The organism is Bradyrhizobium sp. SZCCHNRI20481 (assembly GCF_032485055.1).
GTDB lineage: Bacteria > Pseudomonadota > Alphaproteobacteria > Rhizobiales > Xanthobacteraceae > Bradyrhizobium.
Genome location: NZ_JAUEUE010000013.1, coordinates 196,851 through 219,723 on the forward strand (window position 1 = coordinate 196,851; position 22,873 = coordinate 219,723).

A 22,873-nucleotide genomic window follows, 5' to 3' on the forward strand; every position below is an offset into this window, starting at 1 on the left:
CCTGCGTTGCGCCGGGCGGCCGAGTCATCCGTGTGAGACCACGCGGATGGGGTAAATTCAAGAGGCGTCTGGTCCGGAGAGGGCGGATGATCCGGACACCGTCTCAGGTGCTTTCGCTGGGGCGGACGCGCAAGGCCGTCAGCATCAACAGGACGGTCGCGATGGAGAATGCTGCGCCGGTCGTGAACGTCGCCCGCGGCCCATAGGCGTGCCACAGCCAGCCCGCCAGCAGGCTTGCGACGAGCAGCGCACCGCCGGTGACGAGGTTGAAAAGGCCGAAGGCGGTGCCGCGCAAGTCCGGTGGGGCGGTATCGGCGACCATCGCCGAGAGCAGCCCCTGCGACAGTCCAAGATAGAGGCCCCAAAGCGCGACGCCGATCGCGGTGCCGATCAGGCCGGGCAGGAATGCCAGCGTCAGGTCGGCGGCTGTCAGCACGACGAGGCCACAGGTCAGCACGTTGCTGCGGCCGATATGGTCGGAAAGGATTCCGGCCGGCATGGCCACGCCGGCATAGACCAGGTTCATCAGCACGTAGACCAGCGGGATCAGGAATAGGGGAAGGCCGTCGGCCTGCGCCTTGAGCACCAGGAACGCCTCGCTGAAGCGGGCCAGCGCGAATACCGCGCCGATGGCGACCACGATCCAATAGGCGCGTGGTAGCCGGCGCAGCTCGCGCGCATGGATCGGCCAATCGCGGCGCGGCACAGGCGCGGTCTCCACCGGTTCGCGCAGGCCGAACAGGATCAGCAGCACGGCGAGCGCGGCCGGCAGTGCCGACCACCAGAACACCGCGCGGAAGTCGTTGGCGTAGAGCGCCATCAGTGCCACGGCGAGGAGGGGACCGGCAAAGGCGCCGACCGTGTCGAGCGCCTGGCGCAGGCCGTAGCTCGCGCCGCGGATGCCTTCCGGCGTCACGTCGGCTATCAGCGCGTCGCGCGGCGCCTCGCGGATGCCCTTGCCGATGCGGTCGACGAAGCGTGCGGCGAGGATCTGCCACGACGTGCTGGCGAGCGGAAACACCGGCTTGGTCAGTGCCGCCAGCCCATAGCCGATCCCGACCAGAAGCTTGCGCTTGCCGATCCGGTCCGACAGAGCGCCGGAGAACACCTTCGTCACCGCCGCGGTGGCCTCGGCCACGCCTTCGATCAGGCCGATGGTCACCGTAGAAGCGCCGACCACGGTCGCGAGGAAGATCGGCAGCAGCGCGTGGATCAGCTCCGAGGAGATGTCCATCAGGAGCGACACCAGCCCGAGCGTCAGCACCGTCGACGGCACGTCGCGCCATGTCATGCGCGCGGTCCGTGATCCTGTCGTGTTCATCACGGCATTGTAGCGATTGGATCTCGTCGAGCCTTGCGCCACGTCAACGCTGTATGCCGGCTGCAATGCAGAACGGCCTCCCCGGTGATGGAGAGGCCGCTCGTAATGATGCGCCGTTGGACGTGGCCTGCTCAGGCCGCGGCGTTGGGGAAGCGATAGCTCTTGAACTGGTCGCGCAGCGCGGTCTTCAGGATCTTGCCGGTTGCCGTGTGCGGAATGCCGTCGACGAAGGCGACGTCATCGGGCATCCACCATTTGGCGATCTTGCCTTCCATGTATTTCAGGATGTCCTCGCGCGTCGTCGTCTGGCCGGGCTTCAACTGCACGATCAGCAGCGGGCGCTCATCCCATTTCGGATGATAGACGCCGATGACGGCAGCCTCGGCGACGGCGGGATGGCCGACCGCGAGATTCTCCAGGTCGATCGAGGAGATCCATTCGCCGCCGGACTTGATGACGTCCTTTGAGCGGTCGGTGATGCGCATGTAGCCATGTTCATCGACGGTGGCGACGTCGCCGGTGTCGAAGAAGCCTTCATCGTCGAGGATGTTGCTGTCGACCTTGTAGTAGGCCTTCGACACCGCGGGTCCGGACACCTTGAGCCGGCCGAAGGTCTTGCCGTCCCATGGCAGCTCGGTGCCGGCATCGTCGGTGATCTTCATCTCGACGCCGAACGGGGGGAAGCCCTGCGTCTGCAGCACGTCGAGCTTGGCGTCGCCGTCGGCGGCGAGGAACGGCGGCTTCAGGGTGGCGAGCGTGCCGATCGGGCTCATCTCGGTCATGCCCCAGGCGTGACGCACGCCGATGCCCATGTCGAGGAAGGCCTGGATCATCGAGCGCGGCATCGCCGAGCCGCCGCACACCACCATCTTCAGATGCGGCAGTTTGAGGTTATGCGCCTGCATATGCTGCAGCAGCATCAGCCACACCGTCGGCACGCCGGCGGTGTAGGTCACCTTCTCGGTGTCGAGCAGCTCGTAGACGGACGCGCCGTCGAGCTTGGGGCCGGGCATCACCAGCTTGGTGCCCATCGAGGGAGCGGAGAAGGCAATGCCCCAGCTGTTGGCATGGAACAGCGGAACCACCGGAAGCATTGTGTCTGCTGCGGACGTACCGAGTGAATCCCGGCTATTGGCCATCAACGCATGCAGCACGTTGGACCGATGCGAATACAGCACACCTTTCGGATCGCCCGTGGTGCCGGACGTGTAGCACATCGCGGCTGCGGTGTTCTCGTCGAAGGTCCCCCAGGCGAAATCGCCGTCGGCCTCGCCGATCCACGATTCGTAGGCGACGGCGTTCTTGAGCGTCGTCTGCGGCATGTGTGCGGCGTCGGTCAGCACGATGTAGCGCTCGACGCTCGGCAGCTTGTCGGCGAGCTTCTCGAGGATCGGCACGAACGTCAGATCGGTGATGACGATGCGGTCCTGGGCATGGTTGATGATCCAGCCGATCTGCTCGGGAAACAGGCGTGGATTGACCGTGTGACAGATCGCGCCGATTCCCATGATGCCGTACCAGACCTCGAGATGGCGGCCGGTATTCCAGGCGATGGTGGCGACGCGGTCGCCCAGCTTGATGCCGTCGCGCGTCAGCTTCTGCGAGACCTTGAGAGCGCGGTCGTGGATTTGCCGATAGGTGGTGCGAACGATGGGGCCTTCGACCGAGCGGGTCACGACCTCCTGGGAGCCGTGGATTGTCGCCGCATGCTCGATGATCCGGTGACAAAGCAGGGGCCAGTCTTGCATCAAACCAAGCATCAGGTCGTTCCTCCGGTATTCGCTTGCAGCGAGGGTCTTTTGGTCTCTTTGGTCAATTTTAGCGCGTGCCGCATCCGACGCAAATGGACTTGTGATGGCCACGACGTCGCGCCGGGCGTGATGGTTAGCGCTGTGGCCGTGGCGATCGCATTGAGCTGGCTCATGGCGGCGCCGGCGGCGGCCGCGAAATCGGCGCACCGCAGCCCGCCCGCGGCCTCTGAGCTCGCTGCGAAGCTGGCCGATGGCGTTGCCAAAGTGCCGCTTCCGCAGCCGCGGCCGGCCGACGCGCCGGCGCGGGAGGCGGCCAAGGGCGAGGATGCCGCTCCGCGCGACGAGGCCAGCACCGGTCCGAAGGTGGATGCCAAAGCCCCGCCGCCGCCTTCGGCTTGCAGGCTGGCCCTGACCGAAGAGGTCGCGATCGCGCCGTCGATTCCGCCGATCAAGGGTCCTGGCGGCTGCGGCGGCCAGGATCTGGTGCGGCTGGAGGCGGTGGTGCTGCCTGACAAGCGCAGGGTGGCGCTGACGCCCGCGGCGACCATGCGTTGTCCGATGGCGACTGCGGTCGTCAATTGGGTGCGCGACGATGTGGCGCCGCTGGCCGAACGGCTCGGCAGCGCGGTCACCGCGCTCGACAATTTCGATTCATATCAGTGCCGCGGCCGCAACAATGTCAGCGGCGCGCAGCTATCGGAGCACGGCCGTGCCAATGCGCTGGACGTCCACGGCTTCAGGCTGGCCGACGGCCGCATGATCGATCTCACCGACCGCACCCAGCCGCGCGATTTGCGCGAGGCGGTGCTGCACGCGGTGTGCACCCATTTCTCCACCGTGCTCGGCCCCGACTCCGACTGGTACCACGAGGATCACATCCATCTCGACCTGATGGAGCGGCGGAACAATTACCGGATCTGCCAGTGGGACGTGCTCGACCCGCTGCCGAAGGTCGCGCCCCTGATGCCCGCGGCCCGGCCTGACGATGCGCCGCCGCGCGAGACCGAACAGGCCGGCACTGAACGCTCCAGGAAGACCGCGAGCACCCCGGCCGAGCGCAACGGCACCAGTCGCGGCGTCTCGGCGGAGATGGAGGCCGGAACGTCTACCGCAGCGGACGGCACCGCTCCGTCAGCTGACGAGGGGACCGAACGGTCCGCCGTGGAAGAGCGCTCTCCCGCGCAAAAACCAGCCGATTCGGCCCGCAATCGGCGCACGGCGTCAAAGCCGGCGCCCGAGCAGAAAAAGGTCGAAGCCGCTGCGCCAGAGGCGCGATCCTCGACCGCCAAGCCGCCGGCAGGCGGTCCATCCGCAGCGTCGGACAAAACCCGCGATGCAGCCGGGCGCGACCAGCGCGCGCAGACGAGCCAGAATGGGGAGCGAGCCTTGCCCTCGAAGCCGGCGTCGCGGAAGCGCCATCACAGTCGCCGAAGCTGGGATCCGTTCCGTGGATTGTTCTAGCGCGTGATGAGACGAGGTCTGGTTGCTAGCTGCGAACGAAGGTGCGCTCCCTCTCCCGCTTGCGGGGGAGGGCTGGGGTGGGGGTGTTGCCGCGATTGAGGCTGCCCGAGCGGAGAGAGCCCCCACCCGGCGCTTCGCGCCGACCTCCCCCGCAAGCGGGAGAGGTGAAGCGAGCCTGCGGTTAAGTCGATTCAACCAAGAGGCATCGCGCTCTAGCGCCCAAAACAAAAGAGCGCCGGTTGCCCGGCGCTCTCAAAGAAGGATGCTAAACGCGTTTCTCGGCTTTTGAATTTCGTCCGCCGCAGGCGATGCTCACTGCATCGCAGCGTAGGTGCCGCCGCCCTGCAGCGCCATCTGCGGCTTGTAGGGCGAATCACCCTTCTTCGGATCCAGCACCACGACGATGGTGCCGACCTTCACCCGGTTATAGAGATCGATCGCATCCTCGTTGGTCAGGCGGATGCAGCCCGAGGAGATCGAGGCGCCGATATATTCCGGCTGGTTGGTGCCGTGGATGCGGAACAGCGTGTCCTTGCCGTTGGCATAGAGGTACATCGCGCGCGAGCCCATCGGATTGTCCGGACCGGCCGCCACGAAGGTCGGGACGCCCAGGCGCTCGATCTCGCTCTTGGTCGGATGCCAGGCCGGCCATTCGGTCATGGCCCCGACCTTGGCGATGCCCGACCACGCCATGGCCTCTTCGCCGACGGTGATGCCGTAGCGAATCGCCTTGCCGCCATCGAGCACGTAATAGAGGTAGTGGCTGTCGGAATCGACCACGATGGAGCCCGGGGCTTCCTTGCGGTGATAGTCGACGATTGCGCGCCGATAGGGCTCGGCCACCGGCGTGTTGGTGTAGCGGATCTTCGCGAGAAGCTCCTTGTCCTTCGGCTTGAAGGCCTGGGTGTTGGTCGCCTCGTACGTCGTGGCCTGCATGCAGCCCGACAGCATCAGGCCGGCGGCCAGGAGTCCGAGTTTCACCTTCAGCGACATGTCACCAATTCCAATCGACAGCTGACGTTGCAATGACACGGCCGCGCCACTGCAGCGCGATTCCACATGTCCCATTATCGTCAAAATCGTTCTCAATTCCAGCCGCTACACGCACAGGTCACGCTGCAGCGCCGCGATTGTTGCTTTTTTGCCGCAAAGTTGCGGGCAGTCATCCACAGCTGTGCTCCGAATGGCACGGTCATGCTCCGCTGGGCGTTGCGCGAGAGGCTGCGGGGCATTGGCGAGAAAAGCCCATGGACCGGGCCCGCAGGCTGCGTCACAAGGCAGCAGCATCCCACCGCTAAGTCCCCGAAATTCACGTTTCGCGATTCGGAGTTTGTCCATGTTCTCGGTGTTCGTCCCGTCGGAAGCCGCGCTGAAGAAGATGGCGGTCACCGATCCCGCGGCTCTGCCCGAGAATGCGGTGTGGGTCGACCTGGTCAACCCGAGCAACGCCGAGGATCGGGCCGTCGAAAAGCTGGCCGGGATTGCGGTGCCGACCCGCGAGGACATGCAGGAGATCGAGATCTCCAGCCGTCTCTACATCGAGAACGGGGCCCGTTACATGACGGCCACGCTGATGTGTCACTCGGATTCCGATATGCCCAGGACCACGGCCGTCACCTTCATCCTGGCTGGCCACCGTCTCGTGACGGTGCGCTACGACCAGCCGCGCCCGTTCGCCGTGGTGGAGGCCAAGCTCGCCCGCAACTGTGCGCCCGGGATCACCGGCGAGATGGTGCTGATGGAGCTGCTCGATGCGGTAATCGACCGCTGCGCCGACATTCTCGAGAAGGTCGGGGCTGATATCGACCAGGTCAGCCACGAGATCTTCGAGCCTAACAATGAGCGTCACGGCCATGCCAAGCAATATTCGCAGATCCTGATCGCGATCGGCCGCAAGGGCGACCTGACCTCGAAGGTACGTGAGAGCCTGGTGTCGATCGGCCGCCTCGTCACCTTCCTGTCTGCGGTGGTCGAAGGCGTGAAGTGGTCGAAGGACATGCGTGAGCAGCTCAAGACCATGCAGCGCGATGTCGCTTCGCTGACCGACCACGCGTCCTACCTCGCGAGCAAGATCACCTTCGTGCTGGATGCGATGTTAGGCGTCGTCAACCTCGAGCAGAACAACATCATCAAGCTGTTCTCGGTGATGGCGGTGGTGCTGATGCCGCCGACCTTGATCGCATCGATCTACGGCATGAACTTCAAGATGATGCCGGAGCTCGAATGGGTGCACGGCTATCCGATGGCGCTGGTGCTGATGCTGATCTGTGCGATCGTGCCGTACTACATCTTCAAATTGAAGAAGTGGCTGTAGTGCCGCGGGCCTGAAAATCCAGGCTCTACGCGAGAGGGACGAATCTGCGCGAGGCCTGCGGCATTGTGCCGTCATTCCAGGCGATGCCTCATTCGCGCCCTGTTGTTAGCAGCGGCGTAGACATGTCATTGATTGATCGTCATGCTGTCCGTCGCTATGCACTTAAGGTGACACAAGCGGTGAGATGCAACACATAATAGGAAATACTTGTTAGGCCGGCTGCAATGCCGCTGCAAAGCCGCCCCAATTCCTCAGGTAAAATTTGACGGGAACGCTGAACGTTTGATCGAAACTTCTCTGCGATAAATCTGCACCAGCATGACAAACAACGAGCGCCTCGGCGCGTGGCATGCAAGGCAGAGCTCGAGGGCGCGTTCATCGCGCCTTATCCAAGAGGCGGCGGCAATGGTTGAGAAACGCATAATGGCATCGAACAACGTGATCGATCTTGCCAGCTATCAGCGCAGCCGCGCCGACATTGTCGTGGCGTTGTCGCCGCGTACCTGCCGCTACTGCGGCGCCGAACTCGAGGACGACGAGCGCGATGATGATTGCTCCAGCGCTCTCAACGTCGAGTCCGACCGCCTGCGCTGGCGCGCCGCGCAGATTCTGCGCGGTTTGGTGTGCGAAGGCTGAACGACCGTTCTCGACCGGGCGGTATTCAGGCAATGCCGCCCGCGCTGCCAATGATCGGAAATTCGGTGCGCCGATCCCATCCCATGAACAGCGTTCCCTCCGGGAGCGCTGTCTTGTTTGTGGTGGTCGGTAGGTTCCGTAGCGATCTTCGGAGATGGCGTTAATCGCGCCTTCGTCCGGTCATCCGGAACTTGCCGAACGTGGCAAGCCGCTATGAACCAAATCGCCGCTATGAACCAAATCGAAGACGGGCAAGCGTCTCTGCGTCGATTGCCTCAGACGTGCTGGCCGCCGTTGATGTGGATCTCGGCGCCGTTCACGTAGGAGCTGGTCTCCGAGCACAGCACATAGATGATCTTGGCAACCTCGTCGGGGGTGCCGAGGCGCTGCATCGGGATCTGCTCCTGGACGATCTTCTCGGTGCCCGGCGACAGGATCGAGGTGTCGATCTCGCCGGGGGCGATCGAGTTGACGCGGACGCCGACCCGGCCGAAATCCGACGCCATCTCGCGGGTCAGGGCGGCCAGCGCCGCCTTGGAGGTCGCGTAGGCCGCGCCCGCGAAGGGATGCACGCGCGAGCCCGCGATCGAGGTGACGTTGACGACGGAGCCCTTGGCCGCCTTCAGCTCCTTGATCAGGCCGCGCGCCATCATGATCGGCGCAAAGAAGTTGACGCGGAAGACGTGATTCCATGTGTCGAGGTCGGTGTCGACGGTGCCGAGCCGGGCGCCGCCGGCGCCCTTCGGCGAGATCGCGGCGTTGTTGACCAGCGCGTGCAGCTCGCCGCCGTCGATCCGCTGTTTGATCTCGGCGATCGCGCGCACGGTGTCCTCGGGATCGGACAGGTCGACCTGGACATGGTCCTCGGGGCCGGCGCCCCACGGGCATTCTTCGGGAAAGGGGTGCCGTGAGCAGGTGAGGACGCGCCAGCCGGCAGAGGAGAAGCGGATCACGGTGGCATGGCCGATGCCGCGGCTGGCGCCGGTCAGCAGCATCGTGCGCCGTGGCTGGTTGGAAGAGGTCGGCATGAATTGCGTCTTTCACGATCCCGGACGGATCAACTTACCACAATGGTTGTGTGTTCGGCGCCTGATTCACGCGCGCGATGGCGATTCGTTGGCGCGTCGGACGTCTAGAGGCCGGGCGCAAGCGCGCGCGGCGATCCCCTACGGATACATCCGCACTTTGGTCCAGGGCTGGCCCGAAGCCTCGCGCCGGAATTCGATGCGGTCGTGCAGGCGGAATGGCCGGTCGTGCCAGAACTCCATGCTGACGGGCGTGATGCGCCAGCCGCTCCATCCTGGCGGGCGCGGCACGTCGCCGATGATGTATTGCGCGGCGACCTTGGCGATCGCCTGCTCGAACGCGAAGCGGCTTTCCAGCGGCTGCGACTGCTTGCTGGCCCAGGCGCCGAGCTGCGCCTGCTTCGGCCGGGTCGCGAAATAGGCGTCGGCCTCATCGTCGGTCACCGGCGTCACGAGGCCGCGGATGCGGACCTGGCGGCGCAGCGACTTCCAGTGAAACAGCAGCGCGGCCTTCGGATTGGCGGCGAGCTCGCGGCCCTTCTGGCTGGCCTTGTGGCTGTAGAAGACGAAGCCGTCCGCGTCATAGCCCTTCATCAGCACCATGCGCACGTCAGGCAACCCACTGTCGTCGACCGTTGCCAGCGCCATCGCATTCGGATCGTTGGGCTCGCTCTTGCCGGCTTCGGCAAACCACGCCGCAAACAGCGCAAACGGCTCGCCGGCCTGGGTAAAATCGGCCGATGTACCGGATGTTAAGGTTGTCTGGTGTTTGATGCTCGTGGGGTCGGTCATGTGTATGGGGAGTCCGAGTTTTGCGTTCACCCGCGGCCAGGCGCGTGCAAGTCCATTCTGGTCCGGCCCTATATAGGGCATCGGTCCGGCTTGGCCTATCCGCGATCGGTCATGCCGGCACCGCTTTGACACTCATTCTAATCGGCTTGTCCGGCAGCGGCTGCAGCCTGTCGCACCCTGAAACGGCCTTTGCCAAGATGGACGATGCGGAGGTCACCGGCGCGATCAGCCCGCCGCCCGAGCGCGAGCCGACCGAAGCCGATCTCGCTTTTGCCCGCAACGCTGCGTCGGACGTGCTGACCAAGGGGACCAAGGATTCCAGCCAGCCTTGGCAGAATCCGCAGACCGGCGCCCGCGGCTCGGTGACGCCGATCGCCAAGTCCTACACCGCGGACAACGGCCGTACCTGCCGGGATTTCCTGGCGAGCTACGTCAACGGCAAGACCGAGCGCTGGCTGCAGGGGTCGGCGTGCCGGATCGAGCGGGGGCGCTGGGACATCCAGACGCTCAAGCCCTGGCAGCAAAGCTAGCTGGGATCGTCTGAAACCCGTTGCAAAAATACAACGGACTCCCCAGATGAAATGCAAAGCGGGCGGGGAGCCCATAGGTTAGTATCTGACTTTCTGTAAGGAGACGTGACGGATGCGCGACCCCTATGAGGTCTTGGGGGTGCCGCGAAGCGCCAGCGCTGCGGCCATCAAGAGCGCCTATCGCAAGCTCGCCAAGAAGCACCACCCCGACAGCAACAAGGATGATCCGAAGGCATCGGCAAGGTTTGCCGAGATCAGTTCTGCCAACGAGATCCTGGGCGACGAGGAGAAGCGCAAGCAGTTCGATCGCGGCGAGATCGACGCTGACGGCAAGCCGCGCTTCCAGGGCTTTCCTGGTGGCGGCGCCGGGCGCGGCGGTCCAGGAGGCGGCTTCGAGAACTATACCTTCCGCAGTGGCGGCGGGCCGGCCGGCGGCTTCGGCGGCGGCGGTTTCGAGGACATTCTGAACAGCATGTTCGGCGGCGCCCAGCGCGGCGCGCGCGGCGGGGGCAGCCCGTTCGAGTTCGACGCCGGCGGTGTCGGCCTCGACCTCGATCTGAAGGTTGCGATGTCGGTCTCGCTCGAGGAGTCCGTCAAGGGCGGCGAGAAGCGCGTGCGGCTGCCGTCGGGCAAGGAGCTCAACGTCAAGGTCCCCGCCGGCGTCAGCGCCGGCCAGCAGATTAGGCTGAAGGGGCAGGGCGAGAGCGCGCCCGGACACCGGCCGGGTGATCTCCTGATCACCATCCAGATCGCGCCGCATCCGTTCTTCAAGGTCGAGGGCAGCGACCTCAGGCTCGATCTGCCGATCACGCTTTACGAGGCGGTCCTGGGCGCCAAGGTGAGGGCGCCGACGCTCGGCAGCGCGGTCGAGCTGTCGATCCCGAGGAACACGTCCAGCGGCCGGACCTTCCGGCTCAAGGGCAAGGGCTTGCCCAAGAGCGATGGCTCGGCCGGCGATCTGTTCGTCACCACCCGGATCGTGCTGCCCGACGGCAACGACGCCGAGCTCGAGGCGCTGATGACCAAGTGGCGCGATCGCCATCCCTACAATCCGCGCAGCAACATCTCCTGAGGTTGCATATTGCGGATATGTAGTCTAGAAGTTGAAGTGCGGGCTGGAAAGCCGAGAAAAAAGTGCGGCCTCGAAAGGGGGACCAGCGCGGTACAAAACCCCAATCGAGGCCGCTTCCGTGTCGATCGGCGGATCGAACACTCCTCATTTTTTCGTGAACATTTGGCGCTATATTGAGACGTGCCGGTGACCGGATTCCAGATTTCCGGTGACCGAATTGCGGCGCCGACCTTGGCGTGTCCCCCTGCGCGGGAGGACGCAGGCACCGCTTCCCCTCGCTCATCTCCTGTAGCCTGCGAGCAAGCCCTTCAGATCGTATCGGGAATTGTGACGGTACTCGTGGGGGCCAAGATCTCCGGCGTCTCGCCGCTAGCCGCCCGTCCGTTCGGACTGATCATAAACAAGGCGCGCAACCTGGGTGAGGCGCGTCCGGTCGCTGCTGCCGCTGACGACGTAGCTGACGCCGCGCTCCGCCCAGGACAGCGCAGCGGTGGTACCCTGCGCCGTATAGCGCATCTCGGCCGCCTCGATCCCGACCTTGGTCGCATACACCGTGAAGCGCTCGCCGGACGTGCTCTCATACATCAGGAAGGAGGCCGGGCCGGTCGGTCCCGGCAGCAGCCGGCCACCGACGAGCTTCAGTCCGGTGGTTTCCAGCTCCGGCGCCTGCACGGTGCGACCGCAGCGCCGCGTCAGCCATTGCTGCAGATGGGCCTTCTCGTCGCCGGGGACCTCGACCGGATGGCGCACCTCCACGACGTAGAGCCGGTGCGCATCGAGCGCCTCGCCGGCGAGGGCCTGCAGCGGCGACGGCGAGGACGCGGCGCCACGCGCGACCCAGCCGACCGCGCCGCCGACCGCGAAGGCCGCCACGCTTGCAGCTATCGCACCGATGACCCAGCGCCGCGGCTGGCGGTCCAGACCGTCGAGGTCGAGCCGCGGCGGCACCGGCTCGTTGACGATCGAATCGTAGCGGGCGTGAAGCGCCTCGGCCATGCTGCGCCAGGATTGCACCCGCTCGGCGTCCGCCGGATGCTCGGCCAGCCAGCGCTCGACGTCGCTGCGGCGCTCGGCCGGCAGCTCGTTGTCGACATAGGCGTGCAGCTCGTCTTCGGTGACGGGAATGGTCGGGTCGGTCATCATCGGGATCTCATGGCAATCGAGCGGCTGCGGCGATGCGCGGTCGCTGCAGGCTTGAGCAGGCGAACATGGCAGGGCGGCTTTTGTGCAGTGGTCATTTCACCCTCCGCAGCGCCGGCCGCTCGCCCTCGAGCACGGCACGGACATGGGCGCGAGCGCGGGCGAGGCGGGACATCACGGTGCCGATCGGGACACCCTGGATGTCGGCGACCTCGCGGTAGCTCATGCCTTCGAGCACGACGAGGAGAAGCGCTGCGCGCTGCTCCTCCACCAGGGTCGCCAGTGCGCGCTCGATGTCCCGGCCCTCGGCCTCGGTGCCGCTGGCGTCGGGATTGTCGTCCCGAAGCGGCATGAAGTGGGGCCGGCGCGCCAGTGAACGCCGGCGGTTCTTGTTCAGATTGGTCAGGATCGTGTACAGCCAGCTCCTGATGTCGCCGCCCAGGAACAGCCGTTCCGAGCGCAGCGCCCGCACCAGCGTGTCCTGGACCAGCTCGTCGGCCGCGTCCATGTCGCGCGCCAGCGCCCGGGCATAACGGCGCAGTGCCGGAATCATGGCCTCGACGCTCTGGCGGAACGCGTTCATGGAATGCCCTGCGGCTGTTCGCTGCGATGACACGGGCGCAGGCCGCAGCCTGTGCCTTGCAAAGATCATAACACCGCGATGACGCGCCTATTCCGGGCCGCAAGCCCTGCGGGGAGTTTGCCACAGAGCGGGCGGAATGGGGCTGTACCGGGCCAGACCGGTGGTGTACGTCCAGTCCTTAATAATCAGTTCGATGGGAAGCCGCATGGCGCAGATTTCAGGTTTGATGCAGGGCAAGCGCGGGGTCGTTCTCGGCGTGGCCAACAACCGCTCGATCGCCTGGGGCATTGCCAAGGCGGCGCGTGCGGCGGGCGCGGAGATCGCGCTGACCTACCAGGGCGACGCGCTGAAGAAGCGGGTCGAGCCGCTGGCGGCCGAGCTCGGCGGCCTCGTGCTCGGCCATTGCGACGTCACCGATCCCGCCACCATCGATGCGGTGTTCGACGTGCTCAAGGAGAAGTGGGGCAAGATCGATTTCGTCGTCCACGCCATCGCCTTCTCCGACAAGGACCAGCTCGACGGGCGCTACATCGAGACCACGCAGGACAATTTCTCCAAGAGCATGCTGATCAGCTGCTACTCGCTGACCGCGATCGCGCAGCGCGCCGAGAAGCTGATGACGGACGGCGGCTCGATCATCACGCTGACCTACTACGGCGCCGAGAAATGGATGCCGCACTACAACGTGATGGGCGTCGCCAAGGCCGCGCTGGAGGCCAGCGTGCGCTATCTCGCCGCCGATCTCGGCGAGAAGAACATCCGCGTCAACGCGATCTCGGCAGGACCGATCAAGACGCTGGCCGCCTCGGGCATTGGCGACTTCCGCTATATCCTGAAGTGGAACGAGTACAACGCGCCGCTGCGTCGGACCGTGACCATCGACGAGGTCGGCGACAGCGCGCTGTATCTCTTGTCCGACCTGTCGCGCGGTGTCACCGGCGAGGTGCATCACGTCGATTCCGGCTATCACGTCGTCGGCATGAAGCGGCCCGAGGCGCCCGACATCTCGCTCAGCAATTCCGTCGGCGCCAAAGAATAGCGTTCAAGGAATAACGTCAACGCGCAATGCCACGGCCCACGATCTACTACATCCGCCACGGCGAGACGGAATGGAATGCGCTCGGCCGACTGCAAGGCACGCAGGACATTCCGCTGAACGCGCTCGGGCAGGTGCAGGCGGTCCAGGCCGGCAACATCCTGGCCGAGATCGTTGCGCGCAACGGCCATGATGCGGCAGGCCTGCCTTACGTCGCGAGTCCGCTCAGCCGCGCCCGCGCGACCATGGAGCTGGTGCGGGAGACCCTGAGGCTGCCGGCCGAGGGCTATGCGCTCGATGCCCGGCTGCGCGAGATTGGCTACGGCAAATGGGAAGGGGCGACGCTGCCGGAAATGCAGGCGGCAGATCCCGCCTTCTATGCCAGGCGGCTGACCGACAAATGGTCGCTGGCGCCCGAGGGCGGCGAGACCTATGCCGACGTCGAGCGCCGCGTGCGCGACTGGTACGATGGGCTGTCTGGCGATATCGTGGCGGTCGCCCATGGCGGCACGGCGCGGGCGCTGATGGTCGCGCTGGGCTTCGAGACGCCGCACGGCGCCGTCGACCTGCCGATCCAGCAGGGCGCGGTCTATGTGTTCGGCGAGAACGGGTTCGAGAAGTACAGTTAGTTATCCCCGTCATTCCGGGGCGCCTCGCAGAGGCGAACCCGGAATCTCGAGAGTCCGGGTCTGGTCCTTCGGACCATCCCGGAATGACGGTTTTTCCGATTGGGTGATCAGATCATGTCCTTCAACACCTTCGGCCACATGTTCCGCGTCACCACCTTCGGCGAGAGCCATGGCGTCGCCATCGGCTGCGTCGTCGACGGCTGTCCGCCACGCATTCCGCTGACGGCCGAGGAGATCCAGCGTGATCTCGACCGCCGCCGTCCTGGCCAGTCGCGCTTCACCACCCAGCGCCAGGAGCCGGACCAGGTGAAGATCCTGTCCGGCGTGATGGCCGATCCCGACACGGGAGCGCAGGTCACCACGGGCACGCCGATTGCGCTCCTGATCGAGAACACCGACCAGCGCTCCAAGGACTATTCCGAGATCAAGGACAAGTTTCGTCCGGGTCACGCCGACTTCACCTACGAGGCCAAGTATGGCCTGCGCGACTATCGCGGCGGCGGCCGCTCCTCGGCGCGCGAGACCGCGACGCGCGTCGCGGCCGGCGCCGTCGCGCGCAAGGTCCTGCCGGACGTGAAGGTGCGCGGCGCGCTGGTGCAGATGGGCCCGCACAAGATCGACCGCGGCAACTGGGACTGGGACGAGGTCGCGCGCAATCCCTTCTTCTGCCCCGACAAGGACAAGGCGGCGTTCTTCGAGGACTATCTCGACGGCATCAGGAAGTCCGGCTCGTCGATCGGCGCCGTGCTCGAGATCGTCGCCGAGGGCGTGCCGGCGGGACTTGGCGCGCCGCTCTACGGCAAGCTCGATGCCGAGCTCGCCGCGGCGATGATGAGCATCAATGCGGTGAAGGGCGTCGAGATCGGCGCCGGCTTCGGCGCCGCCGAGTTGACCGGCGAGGAGAATGCCGACGAGATGCGCTCGGCCAATGACGGCACGCGCTTCCTCTCCAACAATGCCGGCGGCATTCTCGGCGGCATCGCGACGGGGCAGCCGATCGTGCTGCGCTTCGCGGTCAAGCCGACCTCGTCGATCCTCACCCCGCGCCAGACCGTCGACCGCTCAGGCCAGGAGACCGAGATCCTGACCAAGGGCCGGCACGACCCGTGCGTCGGCATCCGCGCGGTTCCGGTCGGCGAGGCGATGATGGCCTGCGTGCTGGCCGATCACCTGCTGCGCCATCGCGGCCAGGTGGGGTAGAGGCACGCGGCCGCCGCGGCTGTTTGCTGTTGTCACGCTGCTCGCTTAATGTCGTCCCATGGACATCCCCAAGTTGCAGGAGATCAAGGACTGGCTGGTCGACGGTGCGCGGTCCGCAGCGACGCCGGGCCAGATGATGTCCGAATGCTGCGAGCGGCTGGTCGGGCTCGGTGTGCCGTTGTGGCGCGTCGGCGTGTTCGTCCGCACCCTGCATCCGGACATTGCGGGCCGCAGCTTCATCTGGCGGCCGGGAGCGGAGGTCGAGACCTCCACCGTTGATTTCGGCTTTGAGAGCCGCCCGATTTACAGGAGCAGCCCGCTCGCGCTCGTGTTCGAGAGCGGGGCGGAATTCAGGGCTGATCCTCGCGGCTCGGAGGCCGAGCGCTTTCCGATCCTGATGGATGTGCGCGCCGAGGGGGCGACCGACTATCTCGCGCTGCCCTTGACCTTCGTCGATCGGGCGATCCATGCCTCGAGCTGGACCACGAGGGATCCCCGTGGCTTCAGCGAGCAGCACGTGAACGCAATCCGGTCGCTGATGCCGGCCCTGGCACGCTACACCGAGATCGTCACGCTGCGCCGGACTGCCTCGATGCTGCTGGACACCTATGTCGGCAACAGCGCCGGCGAGCGCATTCTCGGCGGCCAGATCCGCCGCGGCCATACCGATACGATGGATGCGGCGATCTGGCTGTCGGACCTGCGCGGCTTCACGCCGTTGTCGGACCGGCTGCCGGCCGAAGACGTGGTCGAGATCCTCAACAACTACTTCGACTGCCAGGTTGCCGCGATCCGGGAGCAGGGCGGCGAAGTGTTGAAGTTCATGGGCGACGGTCTGCTCGCGGTGTTTCCGATTCCCGAACAGGACGGTGATCCGAGCGCGGTCTGCGGGCGCGTGCTCTCGGCGGCGCGGACCTCGCGCGCCAGTGTCGATGCGCTGGAATATGCGGTTGGCGGCCGGGTCGAGCGCTTTCGCTTCGGCGTCGCCCTGCATGTCGGACGGTTGCTCTATGGCAATATCGGCGGCGGCAACCGGCTCGACTTCACCTGCATCGGCCCGGCCGTCAATCTCGCCGCACGGTTGGAGAAGATGGCCGCGCGGCTGCAGCGGACGGTGGTCGCGTCCGAGGCCTTTGCCGGCGCCTGTCCCGAGCCGCTGACCGATCTCTGGACCGATCTCGGTGAATTTCCGATCGCTGGCCTCGCGACCGCACAACGTGTGTATGGGCTGCGTGAGGAAGGGAATTAGTTCGCCGCCGGCTCAGGTCTCCGGCTCGGTAGTGAACAGCAGCGGGTATCCCTTGGCGCGGCCGGCATCGGTCGCGCGGGTCGCCTTGGTCTCGGCAACGTCCTTGGTGAACACGGCCACCACGCAGACGCCGAGCTTATGCGCCGTGATCATGACCTTGTAGGCCTGGTCCTCGGTCATGCGGAATTCCGCCTTCAGGATCATCACCACAAAATCGCGCGGGGTGAAATCGTCGTTGACGAGGATCACCTTGTAGAGCCGCGGACGCTCGGTCTTGGTGCGTACCTTCGTCTTGGGCTTGGTGACGGCATCGTTCATTCTAAGGGCGCGCCTGTGTTCCTGATGCGGCAGTCGGGCCACGATACAGGCTTCGGCTGCTCCGGGAAACCACGGGCTGCATGCCTTGCGCGATGGGCGCACGCAGCTGCCTGACATCCGGGCAAACCCCGGGGACTAACCGGAATGTGAATGGATGTGTGCGTTCCCGCTTTGCGCTCTGCGGATTGCATGTCACCATCGTCAGACGCGATTGGAGGGCAGCTCATGCGCTGGTGGATCTCGATCGGGGTGGCGTGTCTGGCAGGCGCCTTGGCCGGCGGCGACGTCGCCACCGTCGTGGCAGCGCCGAGGGCCCAGCCGGCTCAGCAACTGAGCGAGAAGGAAGCGTCCGTCGACGTCGAACTGATCCTCGCCGTCGATGTGTCCTACTCGATGGATCTGGACGAGCTGGCGATCCAGCGCGAAGGCTACGCCCAGGCGCTCAGCTCGCGCGAGTTCCTGCAGGCACTGAAGAGCGGCGTGCACGGCCGCATCGCCGTGACCTATTTCGAATGGGCGGCCTCGAGCGACCAGAAGATCATCATTCCATGGCGCCTGATCGACGGACCGGAAAGTGCCGACGCCGTGGCCGCCGAGATCATGAAGACGCCGATCCGCCGCGCGTCGCGCACCTCGATCTCCGGCGCGATCTACTTTGCCATGCCGCTGTTCGATGAGAACCCCTATCGCGGGCTGCGCCGCGTTATCGACATCTCCGGCGACGGGCCCAACAACAATGGTCCCTCACCGGTGACGATCGCGCGCGACGAGGCCGTCGACAAGGGCATCACGATCAACGGCCTGCCGATCATGGTCAAGGAGCCGTCCTACTCGACGATGGATATCGAGAACCTCGATCTCTACTACAAGGATTGCGTAACCGGCGGCCACGGCTCGTTCGTGGTGACGATCAAGAGCCGCGACGAATTCAAGGAAGCCATCCGCACCAAGCTGCTGATGGAGGTCGCCGGACGGGTACCGCCGCCGCGCATCGTGCCGGTCGCCGACGATGCCGACAAGGAGCCGCGCGTGTCCTGCACGATCGGCGAGAAGATCTGGCAGGACCGCTGGGGGCGGTGACCAGCAGGCCCGGGCTGCCGAGCAGACGAGCGCGCGGGGAGGCTTGATTGGTAAGGCGCCGCCGATCTCAGCCGGCCGTCGCAGCATGGACCAACGCCTGTTTCAATTCGGCCTCGACCTCCCGCAGGCTGCGGAGCGCCGCACCGAATTCGCCATTGCCGATCGATTGCCAGATGAGCTCCACGCGCGCCGCGAGACCGCCGAGCGCCAGTCCAAACGTCGCGGCCTCCTTGAGCGCACCCTTCTCGTTGATCAGGTAGCGCCCGTTGACCGCAAACAGCACCTGCGCAAGGCAGGCGAGGGCGCGATAGGCGCAGCCCGCGACGTGGGTATGGTCGCCACGCCCGACAGCCAACTCGGCATTATCGATGCTGAATGCGATCTCCCACTGGAAGCGCGCAATAATCGCGTCGCGCAGGCGGCGCGGATAGGGCGTGCAGCGCGACTTCAGTCCCGCCAGCAGTTGCGCGGGATCGTGCAGCGGGCGGCAGAGCGCGACCTCGCCCATCCAGATCGCCGACACGAAGCCATGCGGATGGCCTGGCTGGTAGTGCATCTCGATCCGCCCTTTCCGGCAGTCGTCGATCACGCCGCCGACCGCATCGATCTCGCGATAGAGCAGGTCGACCTTGTGCCCGTCGATTCTGAGCCAGCCGCCGCCGACGACCCACTGTCCCCAGCCGCCGACCGCCGTCAGTTCGACCGTTTGCGGGGCGTCGACGAGCCGCCGCACTGCTTCGCGCAGCGCGGCGGTGTCGAGGTCGTGCCTGGATGCGATGTAGAGCCCGACGTCGTAGTCCGAGCCCGCCTGCGCGGTGCCGCGCGCACGTGATCCACCGAGCGCGATGGCGCGCAGTCCCGGGACATCGGCAAGTTCGCCAACGATGCGGGTCAGCAGCGGGTCAGGCATTCACGTGTTCTCCCAGCATGACAGTATGAAGTTCTTGCGTGGAAAAACTCCACAGGGCCGCCGTTCAGGCTGATCTGTTGCCATTAAGCCACAATCTTCCAAAAACCAGGGGTTGCACCTCTCGCAAGTTTCCCTTCGCCACCGTGCTGCCGCGATTGGGCCGCGACCATGAGCGGGTTGAGGCGGAGGCGCACAGAACATGCGTATCATCGACCGGACAGCCCATCCCGCGCAGCGCGTCAGGCGCTCGTCAGTCATCCAAGGTCCGCGTGCAGGGCTCGCTTGCCAACTTCTCAGGGCAGCGCTGGTGTGTGCGGCGGCGGCTTCGCTCGCAGCCTGCGCGCAATCATCGGCGGTCCGGCAGGCGCGCTGGGCGGCGCCGACGAAGCAAGCCGGAGCCGAATTCCGGCCGCAGGTGCAGCGTGCGGAGACGGCGCCGGAGTCAGTGGTGCGCGTCCGGCGGGCCGAGCTCAGCCCGCCGCCGGCGCACTCCGGAGCGTCCGGTCTCGCCAGCTACTATTCGGAAGGCCAGAAGACCGCGAGCGGCGAGCGCTTCAATCCGTCCGAGCTGACGGCCGCGCATCGCAGCCTGCCGTTCGGCACCCGGCTGCAGGTCACCAACGTCAAGACCGGCCGCTCCGTGGTGGTGCGCGTCAATGATCGCGGACCGTTCGTGCAGGGGCGGGTGGTCGACGTGTCCTACTCAGCCGCGCAGGCGCTCGGCATGGTCACCTCCGGCGTCGCGCCGGTTAAGGTCAGCGTGGTCAGGTAGACATGTCCTCGTCATCGCGAGCGTAGCGAAGGATCCAGGGCCAAGAAGAATGCCTGCGTTGCTTCGCCGCTTCGCTCGCGATGACGTGCAGGCATCGAGATCAGCTCACCGCACCAGCCGTGCCACCAGCTCCACATGCGGCGTGTGGCGGAATTGGTCGACCGGCACCACGGTCTCGAGCCTGTAGCCGCCGTCGATCAGCATGCGCACATCGCGCGCGAACGTCGTCACGTTGCAGGACACCGCGACGATCACCGGCACCTTGCTGGCCGCGAGCTGCTTGGCCTGCGCCTGAGCGCCCTGGCGCGGTGGGTCGAATACGACAGCGTCGATGTCGCGCAATTCCGGCGGCATCAGGGGACGGCGGAACAGGTCGCGCGTTTCGGCCTTGATCGGCTTCAGGCCGGGCGTACCGGCCGCCTTCTGCAGCGCCGCGACCGAGCCGGCATCATTGTCCATGGCGGTGACGCGCACCCGCGTAGCGAGCCGGAGCGCGAACGGGCCGACGCCGCAGAACAGGTCGGCGACGTGCTTGGCTTTGCCGATCCGCTCCAGCACCAATTGCGCCAGCGTCTCCTCGCCTTGCACGGTGGCCTGCAGGAACGAGCCGGGCGGCAACGTCACCTGTGCCGTGCCCATCGCGACCACGGCCGCATTGCGCATCAGCACCAGCTCGCCATGGCGCGTCAGCCGTGCCAGCCGGTGCTGCTCGGCGACGACGGACAGCGCCGCGATGCGCGGCGGCGGCAGCGGGCCGGAGCCGCGGATGTCGACGTCGAGGCCGTTGCTTGTCGCGGTCGCCTGGATGTCGAGCGGCTTGCCGGTCGGCTTCAGCGCCTCCGCCAGCGCCCACGCGGCTTCCAGCGCACCGTCCAGCGCGGGGTCGAGGATCGGACAGCGGTCGATCGGTACGATGTCGTGGCTGTTGGCTGCCGAGAATCCGACGCGGAGAACCTCGTGCGTGCCCATCCGGGCGTGGAAGGTGGCCCGGCGCCGGCCGGCGCCGTGGGCATCGATCAGATCGGCCACGTCGCAGTCGACCTTGGCCGCCCGCAGCGTCTCGACGACGATGTTGCGCTTCCACTGCTGATAGGGCTCGGGCGCCCAGTGCTGGATGGCGCAGCCGCCGCAGACGCCGAAATGCGGACAGAACGGCGCGATCCGCTCGGGGCTCGGAATTTCCACCGCGAGCAGCTTGCGGCGATCGGGATGGCCGGGAACGACGGCCGCCTCGACGGTCTCGCCGGCGAGCGTATAGGGCACGTAAAGCGCCTCGCCCGATGACAGCGAGGCGCCGTCGCCGCGATGGCCGACATGGTCGATGACGAGACGCTCAACCATGACGGCGTGCTCCCAGGAAGAACTCGGCGTTGCCGTCGCCGCCCTTGATCGATGATGGGAAGATCTCGATGTCACTGCAGCCGAGCGAGGCGGCGAAGGTGGCGATGTCGTCGCAGACGGCGGCGTGCACCGCTGCATCCTTGATGATGCCGCCCTTGCCGTGTGCGCCCTTCGCCTCGAATTGCGGCTTGATCAGCGCCAGCAGGCTCATCGGCGAGGCCGCGAGCGACAATGCGACCGGCAGCACCGCCTTGAGCGAGATGAAGCTGCAGTCGATCACGACGATGTCGGGGCGCTGCGGCAGGCGCTTGCCGTCATAGCTGCGGATGTCGGTCTGCTCCATCGACACGATCTTCGGATGATTGCGCAGCGAGGGATGCAATTGGTCGCGGCCGACATCGATGGCGAATACGACAGCCGCGCCATTGGCCAGCAGCACCTCGGTGAAGCCGCCGGTGGAGGCGCCGACGTCGAGGCAGACATGGTCCTCGACCTCGATGCCGCAATGCTCCAGTGCTGCCGCAAGCTTGACTCCGCCACGCGACACCCAGGGATGCGCCGGCTCCGCCTGCAGCACGGAATCAACTGGGATGCTCTCCGAGGCTTTGCCGACCTGCTTGTCGTTTGCGAACACGAGCCCAGCCTCGATCGCCGCCTGCGCCCGCGCGCGGCTCTCGAACAGGCCGCGTTCGACGAGCAGGATATCAGCGCGTTTGCGGGCAGGGGGCATGAGTTTGATCAGTCGTCATGAATTGTTGAGCACGCACACCAAATTCAGTGTCGTCCCGGGCAAGCATCAGCGCGCATCGCGCGTTGATGCGCCGACCCGGGACCCATAACCACAGGACTTAGTTTGTAGGGAGATGGCAACTACGAGTCTGCCCAACACGACGTCCTGTGGTCGGGTCCCGGCGCCGCGTGCGCAATTGCGCACCAGGCCGGGACGACAGTGGTGTGAGGCGAGATCGCGCCTCATATAGTGAGTTCGTAGGGTGGGCAAAGGCGCGTGCACCGGCCGCTCCGCAAGCTCGTATCGCAATTGACGCGCCGTGCCCACCATTTCGATTGTGGGCGCGGATCCACGGTGGGCACGCGTCGCCTGACGGCGCCGCTTTGCCCACCCTACGGCGTCTTGCCGAGGAGCCGCTCCGCCGCCAGCTTCACGCAGATCTCGAACGCCGCCAGGTCGTGCCACACATCCCCCGACCGCTCGCGCGGGAGGACCAGCGGGGCACCGTACAGGTCGAGCGCGTGGATCATCATCAGGTTGTCGGGCAGGCCGAAATCCTCGACCGTCAGGCCCTCGGCATCGACCAGGCGGCCGTCCTGCTCCGTCACCGTCGTGAAGCGGCGGGCGCAGTCGGCATAGACGGCGGGATCGTTGCAATAGCCCAGGCAGAGCTTGCCGCGGCCCGCCATGTAGCCGAGCTCGTAGACGGTGCCGGCATCGGCGCCGGGCCCGCGGAACGGCGTGAGATTGGCGATGATGGCATCGGCGTCGTCCATCATCGCCTCGTTGCCATGGAAGATCTGGCGCGAGGCGTCGGAGGAGGCGAGGTCAACGCTGTTGTCGAGGGGGTAGCGGCCGATCAAGCCATGGCGATCGCAGATCGCGACTTTCCGCCGGCCGATTTCAATGGCATCCGGCAGGAACACGTCGGGACCTGCCAGATAGATCTTCATGGCTCACCACCACGGCGGGACGCAAGCTCG

The 22,873-nt window shown here is 65.9% G+C and carries 22 protein-coding genes and 1 pseudogene; 11 read left to right on the forward strand and 12 right to left on the reverse strand.

Annotation, left to right across the window (positions count from 1 at the left end; genetic code table 11):
• Positions 1-103: 103 nt before the first annotated feature.
• Together QX132_RS22185 and QX132_RS22190 are read right to left on the reverse strand one after the other, a co-directional pair.
• Entirely contained in the window at positions 104-1,291 is a 1,188-nt protein-coding gene (locus QX132_RS22185; RefSeq protein ID WP_316162895.1) for an MFS transporter, read from the reverse strand.
• Positions 1,292-1,452: 161 nt separating this feature from the next.
• The gene (locus tag QX132_RS22190; protein WP_315752068.1) at positions 1,453-3,081 is read right to left on the reverse strand and encodes a fatty-acid--CoA ligase; all 1,629 of its coding nucleotides are present in this window, start codon (positions 3,079-3,081) and stop codon (positions 1,453-1,455) included.
• A gap of 120 nt (positions 3,082-3,201) precedes the next feature.
• Between QX132_RS22190 and QX132_RS22195 the strand changes: the two are divergent.
• A pseudogene (locus QX132_RS22195) lies at positions 3,202-4,266 on the forward strand (extensin family protein); the annotation flags it as partial.
• Positions 4,267-4,845: 579 nt separating this feature from the next.
• On the opposite strand, the gene QX132_RS22200 reads toward QX132_RS22195, so the two are convergent.
• Positions 4,846-5,526 (reverse strand): L,D-transpeptidase, encoded by a 681-nt coding sequence (locus tag QX132_RS22200; RefSeq protein ID WP_315740898.1) that lies wholly within the window; start codon positions 5,524-5,526, stop codon positions 4,846-4,848.
• Between the two features lie 343 nt (positions 5,527-5,869).
• On the opposite strand from QX132_RS22200, the gene QX132_RS22205 reads away from it, so the two are divergent.
• Entirely contained in the window at positions 5,870-6,847 is a 978-nt protein-coding gene (locus QX132_RS22205; RefSeq protein WP_315782504.1) for a magnesium transporter CorA family protein, read from the forward strand.
• 405 nt (positions 6,848-7,252) lie between these two features.
• Entirely contained in the window at positions 7,253-7,483 is a 231-nt protein-coding gene (locus QX132_RS22210; RefSeq protein WP_315740931.1) for a hypothetical protein, read from the forward strand.
• A 275-nt stretch (positions 7,484-7,758) separates the two neighbouring features.
• On the opposite strand, the gene QX132_RS22215 is transcribed toward QX132_RS22210, so the two are convergent.
• Together QX132_RS22215 and pdxH are read right to left on the reverse strand one after the other, a co-directional pair.
• Entirely contained in the window at positions 7,759-8,511 is a 753-nt protein-coding gene (locus tag QX132_RS22215; protein WP_315776225.1) for an SDR family oxidoreductase, read from the reverse strand.
• A 138-nt stretch (positions 8,512-8,649) separates the two neighbouring features.
• The gene (gene pdxH / locus QX132_RS22220; protein WP_316162897.1) at positions 8,650-9,300 is read right to left on the reverse strand and encodes a pyridoxamine 5'-phosphate oxidase; all 651 of its coding nucleotides are present in this window, start codon (positions 9,298-9,300) and stop codon (positions 8,650-8,652) included.
• A gap of 125 nt (positions 9,301-9,425) precedes the next feature.
• On the opposite strand from pdxH, the gene QX132_RS22225 reads away from it, so the two are divergent.
• Positions 9,426-9,830, forward strand: a complete 405-nt coding sequence (locus tag QX132_RS22225) for an RT0821/Lpp0805 family surface protein (RefSeq protein WP_315740894.1) — start codon at positions 9,426-9,428, stop codon at positions 9,828-9,830.
• Positions 9,831-9,942: 112 nt separating this feature from the next.
• Positions 9,943-10,902, forward strand: a complete 960-nt coding sequence (locus QX132_RS22230; RefSeq protein WP_316162898.1) for a DnaJ C-terminal domain-containing protein — start codon at positions 9,943-9,945, stop codon at positions 10,900-10,902.
• A gap of 369 nt (positions 10,903-11,271) precedes the next feature.
• On the opposite strand, the gene QX132_RS22235 is transcribed toward QX132_RS22230, so the two are convergent.
• Positions 11,272-12,045 carry an anti-sigma factor gene (locus QX132_RS22235; RefSeq protein ID WP_316162899.1) on the reverse strand — a complete coding sequence of 258 codons (774 nt, stop codon included), beginning with the start codon at positions 12,043-12,045 and terminating at the stop codon, positions 11,272-11,274.
• Between the two features lie 91 nt (positions 12,046-12,136).
• Complete coding sequence (locus QX132_RS22240) at positions 12,137-12,625, reverse strand: sigma-70 family RNA polymerase sigma factor (RefSeq protein ID WP_315740891.1); 489 nt, start codon at positions 12,623-12,625, stop codon at positions 12,137-12,139.
• A gap of 205 nt (positions 12,626-12,830) precedes the next feature.
• Here QX132_RS22240 and fabI point away from each other — a divergent pair, with 205 nt between their 5' ends.
• From fabI to QX132_RS22260, 4 genes are all read left to right on the forward strand, one after another.
• Positions 12,831-13,664 (forward strand): enoyl-ACP reductase FabI, encoded by an 834-nt coding sequence (fabI, locus tag QX132_RS22245; RefSeq protein ID WP_315740890.1) that lies wholly within the window; start codon positions 12,831-12,833, stop codon positions 13,662-13,664.
• A 26-nt stretch (positions 13,665-13,690) separates the two neighbouring features.
• On the forward strand, positions 13,691-14,290 hold the full coding sequence (locus tag QX132_RS22250; RefSeq protein ID WP_315758041.1) for a histidine phosphatase family protein: 600 nt from the start codon (positions 13,691-13,693) through the stop codon (positions 14,288-14,290).
• A gap of 114 nt (positions 14,291-14,404) precedes the next feature.
• Positions 14,405-15,490, forward strand: coding sequence for a chorismate synthase (gene aroC / locus QX132_RS22255; protein WP_315740888.1), 1,086 nt, complete (start codon positions 14,405-14,407; stop codon positions 15,488-15,490).
• A 58-nt stretch (positions 15,491-15,548) separates the two neighbouring features.
• On the forward strand, positions 15,549-16,739 hold the full coding sequence (locus tag QX132_RS22260; RefSeq protein WP_316162900.1) for an adenylate/guanylate cyclase domain-containing protein: 1,191 nt from the start codon (positions 15,549-15,551) through the stop codon (positions 16,737-16,739).
• 12 nt (positions 16,740-16,751) lie between these two features.
• Here QX132_RS22260 and clpS read toward each other — a convergent pair whose 3' ends face one another.
• On the reverse strand, positions 16,752-17,057 hold the full coding sequence (gene clpS, locus QX132_RS22265; protein ID WP_035654766.1) for an ATP-dependent Clp protease adapter ClpS: 306 nt from the start codon (positions 17,055-17,057) through the stop codon (positions 16,752-16,754).
• A 225-nt stretch (positions 17,058-17,282) separates the two neighbouring features.
• On the opposite strand from clpS, the gene QX132_RS22270 reads away from it, so the two are divergent.
• Entirely contained in the window at positions 17,283-18,137 is an 855-nt protein-coding gene (locus QX132_RS22270; RefSeq protein WP_315740884.1) for a DUF1194 domain-containing protein, read from the forward strand.
• Positions 18,138-18,204: 67 nt separating this feature from the next.
• Here the strand turns inward: QX132_RS22270 and QX132_RS22275 are convergent, their stop codons facing one another.
• On the reverse strand, positions 18,205-19,047 hold the full coding sequence (locus QX132_RS22275; RefSeq protein WP_316162901.1) for a nucleotidyltransferase domain-containing protein: 843 nt from the start codon (positions 19,045-19,047) through the stop codon (positions 18,205-18,207).
• A gap of 199 nt (positions 19,048-19,246) precedes the next feature.
• On the opposite strand from QX132_RS22275, the gene QX132_RS22280 reads away from it, so the two are divergent.
• Positions 19,247-19,819: a septal ring lytic transglycosylase RlpA family protein gene (locus QX132_RS22280; RefSeq protein WP_315772919.1), complete on the forward strand. Its 573-nt coding sequence runs from the start codon at positions 19,247-19,249 to the stop codon at positions 19,817-19,819.
• 105 nt (positions 19,820-19,924) lie between these two features.
• Here QX132_RS22280 and QX132_RS22285 read toward each other — a convergent pair whose 3' ends face one another.
• The 3 genes from QX132_RS22285 to QX132_RS22295 all read right to left on the reverse strand — a co-directional run bounded on the left by QX132_RS22285 (position 19,925) and on the right by QX132_RS22295 (position 22,843).
• Positions 19,925-21,160 carry a class I SAM-dependent RNA methyltransferase gene (locus tag QX132_RS22285; protein WP_316162902.1) on the reverse strand — a complete coding sequence of 412 codons (1,236 nt, stop codon included), beginning with the start codon at positions 21,158-21,160 and terminating at the stop codon, positions 19,925-19,927.
• Complete coding sequence (locus QX132_RS22290) at positions 21,153-21,890, reverse strand: TlyA family RNA methyltransferase (protein WP_316162903.1); 738 nt, start codon at positions 21,888-21,890, stop codon at positions 21,153-21,155. The genes QX132_RS22285 and QX132_RS22290 overlap by 8 nt, the downstream gene beginning before the upstream one ends.
• A 392-nt stretch (positions 21,891-22,282) precedes the next feature.
• Entirely contained in the window at positions 22,283-22,843 is a 561-nt protein-coding gene (locus QX132_RS22295) for a nucleoside 2-deoxyribosyltransferase (RefSeq protein WP_315740879.1), read from the reverse strand.
• Between the last annotated feature and the right edge of the window lie 30 nt (positions 22,844-22,873).